7 protein-coding genes are annotated in these 12,346 nt (G+C 73.3%); 6 read left to right on the top strand and 1 reads right to left on the bottom strand.

What is annotated here, in order from left to right; genetic code table 11:
* The first annotated feature begins 100 nt into the window (after positions 1–100).
* The 5 genes from ACFVGO_RS24430 to ACFVGO_RS24410 all read left to right on the top strand — a co-directional run bounded on the left by ACFVGO_RS24430 (position 101) and on the right by ACFVGO_RS24410 (position 10,695).
* Positions 101–3,367 carry a hypothetical protein gene (locus tag ACFVGO_RS24430; RefSeq protein ID WP_380634011.1) on the top strand — a complete coding sequence of 1,089 codons (3,267 nt, stop codon included), beginning with the start codon at positions 101–103 and terminating at the stop codon, positions 3,365–3,367.
* Positions 3,368–3,526: 159 nt separating this feature from the next.
* Positions 3,527–5,365, top strand: coding sequence for a glycoside hydrolase family 15 protein (locus tag ACFVGO_RS24425; RefSeq protein ID WP_380634009.1), 1,839 nt, complete (start codon positions 3,527–3,529; stop codon positions 5,363–5,365).
* A 407-nt stretch (positions 5,366–5,772) separates the two neighbouring features.
* A complete protein-coding gene (locus ACFVGO_RS24420) occupies positions 5,773–7,923 on the top strand; it encodes a PEP/pyruvate-binding domain-containing protein (protein WP_380634007.1) in 2,151 nt (716 codons plus the stop codon).
* Between the two features lie 187 nt (positions 7,924–8,110).
* Positions 8,111–9,466, top strand: a complete 1,356-nt coding sequence (locus ACFVGO_RS24415) for an ATP-grasp domain-containing protein (RefSeq protein WP_359899697.1) — start codon at positions 8,111–8,113, stop codon at positions 9,464–9,466.
* A gap of 53 nt (positions 9,467–9,519) precedes the next feature.
* Positions 9,520–10,695 (top strand): nucleotide disphospho-sugar-binding domain-containing protein, encoded by a 1,176-nt coding sequence (locus tag ACFVGO_RS24410; RefSeq protein WP_380634004.1) that lies wholly within the window; start codon positions 9,520–9,522, stop codon positions 10,693–10,695.
* Positions 10,696–10,869: 174 nt separating this feature from the next.
* On the opposite strand, the gene ACFVGO_RS24405 is transcribed toward ACFVGO_RS24410, so the two are convergent.
* Positions 10,870–11,559 (bottom strand): response regulator transcription factor, encoded by a 690-nt coding sequence (locus ACFVGO_RS24405; RefSeq protein ID WP_380634002.1) that lies wholly within the window; start codon positions 11,557–11,559, stop codon positions 10,870–10,872.
* On the opposite strand from ACFVGO_RS24405, the gene ACFVGO_RS24400 reads away from it, so the two are divergent.
* The gene (locus tag ACFVGO_RS24400) at positions 11,547–12,335 is read left to right on the top strand and encodes an SDR family oxidoreductase (protein WP_380545428.1); all 789 of its coding nucleotides are present in this window, start codon (positions 11,547–11,549) and stop codon (positions 12,333–12,335) included. The genes ACFVGO_RS24405 and ACFVGO_RS24400 overlap by 13 nt on opposite strands.
* Positions 12,336–12,346: the final 11 nt, after the last annotated feature.

Genomic DNA, 12,346 nt, shown 5'->3' with positions numbered 1-12,346 from the left:
CCGACCCCCGCCGAACCGACCCGGACCCGGGCCGTCGGCTGGCGTACCGCCGTGAAAAACCGGATGCCCGCGCCGGGCCCGTCGGGCACAATCGGCGCCGATGCCTCACCTGACTGCCGACCGGCTGCTCGCCGCCGTCGAACCACTGCCCCATCCGCTCCGGCTGCGCGAGGTGGCCCGTACCGCCGCCGCCCTCGCCCCCTCCGACCTGACGGCCCTGCTCGCCGAGCTGGACGGCCGTGGCCCGTACGAACGCCGACTCGCCGCGCTCGCCGCCCTCGCCGGACGGCAAGCGCGCCATCTGATCGACCGGATCGACGACCCCGACCCCGTCGTGCGGCGCTACGCGCACCGGGCGATCGGGGAGCTGCCGTTCCCGGACGGCGACCTCGAGGCCGCGATGCTCACCGCCCCGAAGGCGGTCCGCGACGAGCTGGCCCGCGCCGTCCTGCGGGCCGGGCGCACAGCGGTGGCCGAGCGGCTGGTGCCGGTCGTCCGCGAGCGCTGGGGCGCCGCCGAGGCGGCCCGGCTGCTGCCGGTCTGCTCGACCGAGGTCGTCGCCGCCGAACTGCCCGCGCTGGCCCACGCGATCGCCTTCTCCACCTCGCTCGGACACCGCCACCCGGGCGCGGTGCTGGACGAGGCCGAGCGTCAGCTCGCCGACCTGCCGTACGGCTTGAGGCGCACCTTCTGGCACCGGCACGCCCTCGGCCTGGCCGCCGCCGCGGGCCGCGAACCGGCCCGGATGCTGGAGCTGCTGGAGCGCCCCCCCGTGGCCGGCCTGCCCGGCCCGCTGCGCGACCGGCTCGCCGGCCTCGCAGCCGTCTCCGCCGAGCGGACCGTCCGCCTGCTGCTCGCGATCGACCGGCACCGCCACGAGCCGCCGCTGCGCGCCGGCGTGGCCCGTCGGCTGGCCGCGGCCCGGCCGGACGGACTCGCCGCGCTCGCGCACCGCCACCACGGGAGCCACCTCGCGCTGCTGCGGCAGCTGCCCCCGGCCCGGCGGGCCGCCTTCTACGACGAGGTGGCGGCGCAGCCCGGGCCGTACCGCTCCTGGTACTCCGTCGACGTCCTCGCCGTGCTGCCCGCGAAGGAGCGGCACGTGCGGGCGCGGGCCCGGCTGGCGGCGGACAGCGAGGACGTCGTCCCGCTCGTCCTGCTGCCGGTCGCCGAGGCCCGGCCGAGGCTGCTGGCCGAGACCCGCGTGGCCGACGCCTGGGACCGGGGCTGGGCCTGGGCACAGCTGGTCCGGCAGGCCGCACTCTCCGGCGAACCGGGCGCCCTGCCCGAGGCGCTCGAACTGCTCACCCGACTGCGCAACGAGCAGGACCCGGTCCGCGGCACGGCGCTGGAGGAGGTCGCGGCAGTGCCGCCGCGGCTCTTCGACGACGCCGCCGCCGGCCCGCTGGAGCGGCTCACCGACGACGCCCTGGCCGCCCGGGACTGTTCGGCGCGCACGCGCACCGCACTCGGCCGCCTCGCCGGCGCCGTCCTCGGCGAGCACGTGGGCGGGCCGGCCCGCGAACTGCTCGCCTGGGCCGTCCGCACCCTCGAACGGACCGACGGCGCCGGCCTCACCGTCCCGCCCCGGCGCGAGGCCGCGGTCGTCGACGCGCTGTGGGCCGCCCTGGAACGCTCGGCCCGATCCAGCGAGGCCGCACTGCTGCTCGCGCTGGCCGGGACGCTCGGCGACCGGGCACGACGTGCTCCCGCCCTCGCCGAACTGCTGGAGCGCGTCCTGCGCTCGGGCGGCGACCGTGCCGTCGAACGGGCCGCCGCACCGCTGCTGCGCGACCCCGCCACCGGCGGCGAACGCGTGGCCCGGCTGCTCGCGCTCAGGCCGTCGGCCGTCACCCTGGCCCCGGTGCGGGCCGTCGTGACCCGGATCCGCACCGATCTGCTCGGGCCCCTGCTCGACACCCCCCTGACCGCGACCGACCTGGCCGACGCGGACCGCTGGCTCCCCGCACAGCAGCACGCGGCCGCCGAACGGCTCGCCCGCACGGTCGGCGACCCCACCCGGGCCCTGGCCGAGCGCGCCGCCGCCCTGCGCGCCGCGGCCCGGATCCCCGTCCACGGCGAGGCCCTGCTGCGCCGGTACGCGGGCTCCGCCGAGACCGTCCTCGCCGAGGCCGCGCTCGCCGCGCTGCCCTGGACCGAGCGCCCCGCCGGGGCGCTGCCCGAACTGCTCTCCCACGCCGCCGACGACCGCGCCCGGGTCGCCCTCCACGCGGCCGGCCGCGCGGCCCGGTTCGCGCGGAGCTCCGAACTGGGCCCCGCGCTGCGGCGGATCGCGCTCGATCCGGCGGCGAAGGTGACCAGCCGCAAGCAGGCCGTCCGGCTCGCCGCCGCGCACCTGCTCCTGGACGAGGCGGCCGCCCTGCTGCGCGAGGCGTACACCGCGCCGGGGCAGCACCACGACGTCCGCGCCGCGGTGCTGGCGACGGTCGGTGACCGGATCGCCGACCTGCCGCTGTGGGACGTGCTCACCGACGCTGCCGACGGGCCGGAGGGACTGCGAAACGCACTGGTCCTGCACCTGAGCGGGGAACGGACAGCCGCGGAGCACCGCCCGGCGTTCGCCGGCCTGATGGCCCGGCTGGCGGTCGACGCCGACCTCCTCACCGCCTCACCCGCGCAGGGGCAGCTCGTCTCCTGGGGCCGGTACGCGCCGGAGGCGGTGCGGGCACTCGTCCCGCTGGTGACCGACCTCGCCGAGCAGGACCGCTGCCAGGGAGCGGCCCGCGCGCTGACCGGAATGGCCCTGTCGGACGCCCCGCACCCGCTCGGCGGCTGCGCGCCGGGCAGCGTCCTGGCGGATGCCCTGACCGCCCTGATCGAGACCCTGCGCGCCGGGGAACCGGAGCTTCCCGGCCGCGACCAGCCGGCCCGGCGGCGGATCGACGCGCTCACCGGCTGGATGTGGAGCCCGAACGCCACCGCGCGGGCCGTCCGCGCCACCCGGCGGGAGGTCGCCGCGATTCTGCTCACCGAACCCGCGCTGCTGCCCGAGGCCACCCGGCGACTGGTCGAGGCGCTCGACCTCGACGCACCGGACCTGGGCGAGCGCGTCGCCGAGCTGGCCGTCCTGGTCGCCGACCGTCCGGTGCTGGCGGTGGCCGCCGCCGACGCACTGAACCGCCAGGGCAACGGACGACGGGAGGCACCGGAGCACGCGCTGGCGGCGGCCCGCCGACTGGCCGCCGACGACGGACTCGCGCCCGGCCTGTTCGCCGTCGCACTGACGAGCACGGGGGCGCAGCTGGGCTGGCCCGCCGAGTGGCGGGAGGTGCTGCACGCGCTGCGCCGCCACCCGCGGCCGGACGTCCGGGACGCCGCGCTCGCGGTGTTCACCGACCCTGCGTGAGCGGACCCCTGCGTTCGAGGACCCCTGCGGGTCGGCCCGTGGCCGCTCCCGCCCCCCGATACGCAGGGTGAGCCGGAACAAGGTCCGCGACGACGGTGTTCCACCGTCAACGGGCACGGCTCTGCCCGGCGTCCACGCCGCGGCGGTAGGGAGGCCGGTATGGCACCGCAGGGCACCGGAATCGGGCCGGCGGACGGCTCGCGGTATCTGCCGATCGCCGAGCACGGCCTGATCGGCGATCTCCGCTCCGCCGCGCTGGTGGGGACCGACGGCACGATCGACTGGTACTGCTGCCCGCGTTTCGACGCCCCCAGCGTCTTCGCGTCCATCCTCGACGCCGACCGGGGCGGGTCGTTCGAGCTGGCCGCCGATGTGCCGACGCGCACCCGGCAGTTCTACTTCCCCGACACCAACGTCCTGATCACCCGGTTCTTCGCCACCGACGGGGTGGCGGAGATCCAGGACTTCATGCCGGTCGTGGACGAGTCGCGCGAGGCCGGTCGCCACCGGCTGATCCGGCGGGTGGTGTGTGCCCGGGGAACGCTTCCGTTCCGGGCGCGGGTGGCTCCCCGCTTCGACTACGGATCCGAACCGCACACCGTGAGCGTCCGGGCCCACGAGGCCGTCTTCGAGTCCCCCTCGATGGCGCTCGCGCTGACGGCCACCGTGCCGCTCGAACGCGAGGGCGTGGACGTGGGGTCGCACTTCAAGCTCCTCGAAGGCGAGTCGGCGGTGTTCGCCCTCGACCGGGTCGGCGGCGACCTGGCCCCGCGGGCGTGTCCCCGGGCCGAGGCGGAGGAGCAGTTCGAGGCGACGGTGCGGTTCTGGCGCCGCTGGCTGGCCGGTTCGCGCTACCACGGGCGGTGGCGCGAGATGGTGCACCGCTCCGCGCTGGTGCTGAAACTGCTCACCTACGCGCCGACCGGTGCGATCGTGGCCGCGCCGACGACGAGCCTGCCCGAGCGGATCGGCGGCGAGCGCAACTGGGACTACCGGTACGTGTGGGTCCGGGACGCGGCCTTCTGCGTCTACGCCATGCTCCGGCTGGGTTTCACCGCGGAGGCCGAGGCCTTCATGGGCTTCCTCTCCGACCGGGGCATCCTGCGGGGCGGCGCGGGCGCCACGGGACCGCTGCAGATCATGTACGGGATCGACGGGCGCGGCGACCTGCCCGAGCGCGAGCTGTCCCACCTGGAGGGATACCTGGGCTCCGCCCCGGTGCGGGTGGGGAACGCGGCCACCGGCCAGCTCCAGCTGGACATCTACGGGGCGCTGATCGACTCCGTCTACCTGTACGACAAGTGGGGGCAGCCGATCAGCAGTGCGCACTGGGACGAGGTCGGTGCCGTGGTGGACTGGCTCTGCGACCACTGGGACCAGCCCGACGAAGGCGTCTGGGAGACCAGGGGCGGCCGGAAGGACTTCCTGTACTCACGGCTGATGTGCTGGGTTGCGATCGAGCGGGCCATCAGGTTGGCGAACCGGCGCGGGCTGCCGGCGGACCTGCCGCGCTGGCAGCGGAGCCGGGACGCGATCTACCGGCAGATCATGCGACGCGGCTGGTCGGCCGACCGCAGGGCGTTCGCCCAGACCCTGGGCGGCGACGTCCTCGACGCCTCCGTGCTGATGATGCCGCTGGCCAAGTTCATCTCGCCGAGCGACCCCAAGTGGCTGTCGACCCTGGACGCGCTGAGCGCGGAACTCGTCTCCGACTCGCTGGTCTACCGCTACGACCCGGAGGCCAGCCCGGACGGTCTGCGCGGGGCCGAGGGCACCTTCTCGATCTGCTCCTTCTGGTACGTCGAGGCCCTCGCCCGCGCCGGACGCGTGGAGGAGGCCCGGCTGGCCTTCGAGAAGATGCTCACCTATGCCAACCACCTCGGCCTGTACGCCGAGGAGATCGGGCCGACCGGTGAGCAGCTCGGCAACTTCCCGCAGGCGTTCACCCATCTCGCGCTGATCAGCGCCGCTTTCAACCTGGACCGCACGCTCGGTTGACGAATGCGGCGCCCCGTCCGGAACGGCTGACATTCGGCGCGGCCGGGAAGCCCGGAATTCGGAGGAATGATTCGATCCACTTGTCGGCATTGCCGACGGGCGAGGTGGGCGAGTGCGCCGCCCTCCGAGGTCGTACAGTCGTTCAGGAATCAACACTTCCGGAAATCCCCGATTGCCCGTCACGAGCCCGCCGTCCCGTGCTGTGACCTTTGCCACAGCTTTATGCGGAGTCGTGGCTTCCTTGACCGGATTCTTATGGCCGGATCGATGCATGATGGCCAGATGTCGCATGATCATTCGTCAAACGTTCATACCGAATGGCAGTGTGGGCGTGGTCGTACCCGACCCTTCTGCAACAGGTGTGCACGGATCGTGTACACGATGACGAATGGCTGAACTCTGTGCGCATGACCCGTTCGGATCGCAACGACGCGACCACGCGGCCCCGCTTCTTGGACGAAAAGCTCACCCTTGAGGAGTTCTCCGAGCTCGCCGGCCAGGTCGGCGGCTATCCCTATGTGAAGATCGTGCTCGACTGCGACGAGTCGGTGCTTCACTTCATCGACAGTGCCGACGGCACTCTCCATGTCCGCTACATCGCGTGCGAGATCCTCGGCATGTCGATCGACGAACTCGCCGGCAGGCTCGATTCGTTCAACGACGACGTCTACCGGAATCCCGACCGCCGCTTCTATCTCGGCACGCTCGCCCGCCATACCGGCCGCGCCGACCGGCCCACGGAAAGCGGCCACGAGGCCGAGGATTTCCTGTCCCTGGAAACGGTCGACGTCGACACCATGTCCCAGGACATGCTGCGCTTCTTCTATCACCGGGTGCGCGAGCACGTCGATCCTTCGCTGCGGCTGGTCCTGAAGCCGGCCGGCCACCAGCAGGAGGGCTACCTCGCCGGAATTCCGGAGAGCGAGATTCCGCGCGTCCTGTCCCATGAGCTCTATTCCGTGGCCTCGTTCGTGCCGCTGAACCCCGGGGAGGCCCACGGGCGGCTGCGGGTGTTCCGCTCGGAGGAGGAGTACCGGGCCGAGGCCGAACCGCTGGAGTGGCACGACATCGTGGTGATGCCCCGGGTGCCCGAGGACATCCCCCGGGTGTCCGGCATCATCCACACCGAGCACACCACGCCGCTCTCCCACATCAACGTGATGGCCGCCGGGTGGCGGATCCCCAACGCCGTCGGCATCGGCGCCGTCGAACGGATCGACCGCGCCGGGCTGGACGGCCGGTGGGTGCGCTACCGGGTCGAGGCCGAGGGCGGGGACCTCCTCCTCGAAGCAGCTCAGCCGGGGGACCACGGTGGCGACGGGAGCCACGAGGGCCACGGCAGCCGCGAGGGCGGCGAGGGCCACGGGGGAGTCCGGCCGACTCCGCCGGCCGATCACATCGTCGTCGACCGGCCCGACCTCACGCCCACGCCGATCACCCCGCTGTCCGAACTGCGCGCGGGGGACCACGTCCGGTTCGGCACCAAGGCCGCCAACCTCGGTGAACTCACCCACCTGCTGCAGCACGGCTCTCCCCGCTGGCTCGGCTTCTACCAGGTGCCCCGGCCGCCCCGGGCCGACCTGCTGCGCTACCTGGCCCGGCAACTCGGCCTCCCGGAGGACGCGGACGTGGCCGAGCTGAACGCCGCCGCGCAGCTCCTGGTGAAGGAGTACGCCGAGGTGCCGCGCGGGATCGTGCTGCCGTTCTCCCTCCAGCAGCGCTTCCTCGACTCCTCGGCGGAGCTCCGGAACGCCGTCGACCGGCTGGACTCCCTTCTCCAGGAGGGGACTTCGCCCCAGGAGGGGACGTCACTCAGGGAGGGGGGTCCGAGCCGGGCGTCGCTCCACGCGGAGACGTCGCGGATCGAGGAACTCTGCCTCGACGTGCAGCGGCTGATCCGCAGCACCCCGCTGCCCGACCCGATCCGCGCCGAGGTCGACCGGGCGATCGACCGCCACCTGTACGGCGCCACCGTCCAGGTCGTCCGCAGCTCCTCCAACGCCGAGGACCTGTCCGGCTTCTCCGCCGCCGGACTCTACGAATCGGTGGCGCACGTCAGCGGCACGGACGCGGTCCTCGACGCCGTCCGGGAGGTCTGGGCCTCGCTCTTCTCGCCGCGCGCGGTGCTGCTGCGGCGCCAGGCGGGCATCGCCCTGGACCACTGCCGGATGGGCGTGGTCGTCCAGGAGCAGGTCGGATCCACCGTCGGCGGCGTCCTGGTCACCTGCAACCCGCTGAGCCCGCAGGACTTCCGCGACGTCTACCTCAACATCTCGCCGCGCTCGGTGGCCGACGTGGTGACCGGCCGGGGCGCCCCGCTCCAGTACCTGTGCAACACCATGGAGGGCGGAAGCCGGACGGTCTCGCTGGGCACCGCCGCCACCGACCTGGATGCCGCGACCAAGGACCTCGTGCGCCGACTGGCCCTGATCAGCAGGCTGTTGCAGTCGCACTTCTCGCCCGACGAGACGTACGGGGCCCCTGTCGACATCGAGTGGGCGATCGAGGGCGACCGGATCAGCCTGCTGCAGCTGCGCCCCTTCCGCACCGCCGGCTGACGCTGCCGGAGCGCCGCGCCGCACCGCACCGGCCCGGCGTGCCGCGGCCCGGCCTGTCATGGGCCGACACGCCGCGGGCCGACACGCCGCCGCGAGCCGACACGCCGCGGGCAGACCTGCCGCGGGCCGGTGCGGCGTGGCTCCGGCACGCCCGCGAACGATTGAACTTCCTTCAGGAGTAAGTACGTTGAACAAGATCCTGTACGTCTACGTCAAGGGCGGCGCCCCGCTGGAGTACGCCTTCCCGCGCATCGCCGCCTGCGGCGAGCTGCACGTCCTCGCGCTGGCGCCGCTGCCCACGTCCGGGGAGGACGTGTGGCGGCCCAGCTGTACCAGCATCGAGCTGGTGCCCGAGGCGCCGCGCGGCGACGAACTGGTCGAGCTGATCGTGGAGTACGCGAAGGCCATCGGGGCCGACGCGCTGCTGACCCTCTCGGAGTTCGCGGTCCTGGCCGTCGCGCACGCCGCGAGCCGTCTCCACCTGGCCGGTCCGGGGGAGGGGATCGTCCGCGCCAGGGACAAGCGGCTGATGCGGGAGGCCTGGGCCGCCGCCGGGGTGCCGATACCCGCGTTCCGCCGGGTCGACAGCCTCGGTGACCTGACCTCCGCACTGGCCGAACTCGAAGCCCCGCTGCTGCTCAAGCCGGCCTGGGGCGCCGGGTCGGTCGCCCAGATCGTGCTGGACTCGGTCGAGGAGGCCGCCCCGGCATGGGCCGGGATCGAGAGCGGACTGCGGGCGGGCAGCCAGGTCGGCATGAACGAGCTGTACGCCGAGGACACCGACCGGGACCGCCTGGTCGAGACGATCGCCCAGGGCTCCACCGAGGGCTGGTACCAGGAGCCCGGCTACGGCGACTACGTGAGCGTGGAGGGGATCGTCGCGGACGGCGTCTACCGTCCGCTGGCCATGACCGCCAAGCTGCCGACCGTGCCGTCCTTCGTCGAGGTGGCCAGCACCTCGCCCTCCGTCCTGCCGGTGCCGCTGCAACGCCGGATCGAGGAGGTGTCGCGGCAGGCCGTCGACGCGCTCGGGCTGGAGAACTGCGGCACCCACACCGAGCTGAAGCTGATGAAGGACGGCGAGCTGGTGGTCATCGAGACGGCGGCCAGGTTCGGCGGCCTGCTGACGACCAGGCAGGTCCACGAGGTCTTCGGGCTCGACCCGATCGGCATGCTGGTCCGGCAGCTGCTCGGCGAGCGGGTGGACTACCCGGAGGCCATGCTCACCGACGGGGTCAGGGCCGCCGCGTCGCTGGCCGTCGTCCCGGCCGACGCCTCGGGAGCGCCCTGGCGGAGCAGCCCGGTCTGGAACCCGCAGGCCGTGGACTGGCAGAGCCTGCTCTCCCCGGGCAGCACCATCGAGGCCGTACCCGCCTTCGCGATGCCCGCGGGCCGGACGGTCCCCGCCTTCGACCCGTCCGCGGGCTCGCGCAACTGGCTCGGGGTCTACCTGCTGAGCGCCGTCGACGCCGCCACCCTGCAGCGCGACTGCAACGCCGTGCTGAACGGCATGGAAGCCGCCCTGCACCGGGCCGCCTCCTGAACCCCGCCAATCCCCTCGTCCCCAACTCCCATCCCTCCGAGCGAGGTTCCTCCATGCGTGTACTGTTCGCCGGCGTACCCGGCATCGGCCACCTCTTCCCGCTGGTCCCGCTGGCCAGGGCGATGCACGAGCTCGGCCACGAGGTCGCGACGGCCTCGATGGACGGTGGCGAAGACGTCGCCGGGGCCGGTCTGCCGTACCTGCCCATCGCGCCGGGGCTCGACTGGCGCAAGGTCATCAGAGAGGCCGGCCGCACCCAGCGGCCCGACCTGATGCAGCGGGTGGTCGAGAGCAATTCGGCCGATCGCGAGGCGTTCGTCCCGCTGGCCGCCCTCGTCAACAGCCGGGTGGCCGACGACGTGGTCGAGCTCGCCGCGCGGTGGCGGCCGGACCTGGTGGTGTACGACTACCAGTTCCCGGTGGCCCTGCTCGCGGCGACCCGCCTCGGCGTGCCCGCGGTCCAGCACGACCTCGGGTTCGTCCGCACCCCGAAGCTGCGCGCGCTGATGCTCGCGGAGATGGCGGACACCTTCGCCCGGCACGGAATCGACCGGCTGCCCGAGCCGGCCGAGGTCATCGACCTCGCGCCACCGAGCATGGCCGGGGACGAGCGGTACGGCTGCTCGATGCGGCCCGTCGCCTACAACGGGGAGGGCGGCCTCCCCGCCGACCTGGCCGTGCCCGCCCACCGCCCGCGCGTGGCGGTGACGCTGGGCACCGTTCCGCCCAAGACGGACGGCCTGACCAGGATCGAGCGGGTGATCGAGGCGGCCGCCGACATCGACGCGGAGTTCGTGCTGGCGACCGGGGACCTCGACCTCAGCACGCTCGACACCCTGCCGGACAACGTCCGCGCCTACGGCTGGGTCCCGTGGCGGGCGCTGCTGGAGACCTGCGCGGCCGCCATCCACCACGGCGGCAGCAGCACCGCCCTGGGCGCACTGGACGCGGGCATCCCGCAACTCGTCCTCCCCGACGGCTCCGACCGCTTCATCAACGCGGACGCGGTACGGGACCGGGGCGCCGGCCTCCGTGCCGCCGCCGAGGACATCGGCCCGGCCCTGCTCACCCGGCTGCTCACCGACACCGAGCTCACCCGGGCCGCGCGAGAGGTCAGCGCCGAGATCGCGGCCATGCCGAGCCCACGGGCAGTCGCGGAACGCCTCGCCGGCCTCACCGGCACCGCGGGCCTCGAGGGCACCGCGGGCCTCGCCGGCACCGCGGGCTGAGGCAGCCGCCGGCCCGTACGGGATCCACCGTGGAAAGGAAGGAGCCCCGCCGGATCTTCCGGCGGGGCTCCTCGGCAGGGGCCGCACCGGTGCACGCGTCATCGCGGTGACCGGTCCCCGCACCGGTCGCGTCCTCACCGGTGGTGTCCTCACCGACCCGAAGGCGCGGGCGAGCTACGACGGAACGGAGCTCAGCGCGGTGACGAGTTCCCGTCTGCCGGAGATGGAGAGCTTCCGGTACACGCTGGACAGGTGGAACTCGACGGTCCGGACCGTCAGGCACGTCATGTGCGCGATGTGCCGGTTGCTGTGTCCGGCGCGGGCCAGGTAGGCGATCTTCTCCTCCTGCCGGGTGAGCTTCGAGGTGTTGGCAGGCGCCTGGAGGCGCTCCAGGGCGAAGCGGATGCGCTCCTGCCAGAAGCCGTTGCGACACTCGTACGCCACCATGGCCGCCTCGACGAGCCGCCTGCGTCCCTCCGTCACGTCCTGCCGCCGGATCTGCGTCGTGCCGAGGTCGTAGAGGGCCTGCATGTACTCGGTGCGCGCGTGCCCCTGGGCCAGCAGTGCCACGGCCTCCTCCAGCACGGCGACCGAGGTGTGGTCCCGGCGTGCCACGCCCACGGCATGCAGGGCGATGCCGATGCCGCGCGGCGATCCCCAGGTCCTCGCCGCGATGAGCTCCTCCTCGGCGAGGGCGAGCGCCAGGTCGTACCGGCGGATGCCCAGCGCTGCGAACACGGCCCTCGAACGCCAGGGGATCACTGCCGGATTGACCACGAAGCAGGTGTCGAGGACCCAACCGCAGGCCATGTAGTCGTCGATGGCGTGCCGGAACTGCCCGCTGAGGAAACGTGGAGCAGTCACAGCGGGTGGTGCTGATCAGCGGCGCGAGTCGCGGGATCGGAGCGGCTACCGCGCGGGAGATGGGCAGGCGCGGCTACCACGTGGTCGTGAACTACCGTCAGAACAGCGACGCGGCGGCGGAGGTGGTGAGCTCGATCGAGGCCGCGGGCGGATCGGCCCAGGCCGTCCGGGCCGATGTCTGCGACCCCGGGCAGGTGTCCGGGATGCTCGACCGCATCCGCGCCGACCGCGGCCGCATCGACGCCCTGGTCTGCAACGCCAACACGGTGAATCCGCCGTTCCAGCCCCTGCTCACGCTCTCCTGGGACGACTTCATCGGGAAGGTGCAGGGGGAGTTGGCGGGAGCGTACTTCCTCACCCAGGGCGTGCTGCGCGGCATGACGGAGGAACGGAAGGGCCGGATCGTCTACGTGTCGAGCACCGCGGCGGATTCGATCGGCACCGTCGCGGCCCACTCCACGGCCAAGGCCGCGCTCAACACCTTCAGCCGGCACGTCGCGGGAGTCGCCGCACAGTACGGGGTCGTCGTCAACACGGTCGCGCTCGGCGCGGTGCGGACCGACGCCACCGCGGGTGTCATGACGGACGACCTCCGCACGTTCATGGAGAGCCGATCGACATCCGGCCGGCTGCTGGAGCCCGACGAGGCGGCCCGCAGCATCGCGATGCTGGCCGACGAGGACTTCACCGCATCGGTGGGCCAAGTGCTGCGCGTGGACGGCGGGTTCGAGGTTCTCGACCGTCAACTCAACCCGATGGTGCGGCACTTCGAGTAGACCGGCGGGCG

Origin of the sequence: Kitasatospora sp. NPDC057738 (assembly GCF_042798815.1) — a bacterium.
Taxonomy (GTDB): domain Bacteria; phylum Actinomycetota; class Actinomycetes; order Streptomycetales; family Streptomycetaceae; genus Kitasatospora; species Kitasatospora lactacystinica.
Note: the sequence above shows the minus strand (reverse complement) of the source record. Positions and strands in the feature narration are given on the sequence as shown.

What these genes read in the sequence shown, in the direction of transcription:
- ACFVGO_RS24430 (WP_380634011.1), top strand. Translation starts at nt 101, where the DNA reads ATGCCTCACCTGACTGCCGACCGGCTGCTCGCCGCCGTCGAACCACTG.
- ACFVGO_RS24425 (WP_380634009.1), top strand. Translation starts at nt 3,527, where the DNA reads ATGGCACCGCAGGGCACCGGAATCGGGCCGGCGGACGGCTCGCGGTAT.
- ACFVGO_RS24420 (WP_380634007.1), top strand. Translation starts at nt 5,773, where the DNA reads ATGACCCGTTCGGATCGCAACGACGCGACCACGCGGCCCCGCTTCTTG.
- ACFVGO_RS24410 (WP_380634004.1), top strand. Translation starts at nt 9,520, where the DNA reads ATGCGTGTACTGTTCGCCGGCGTACCCGGCATCGGCCACCTCTTCCCG.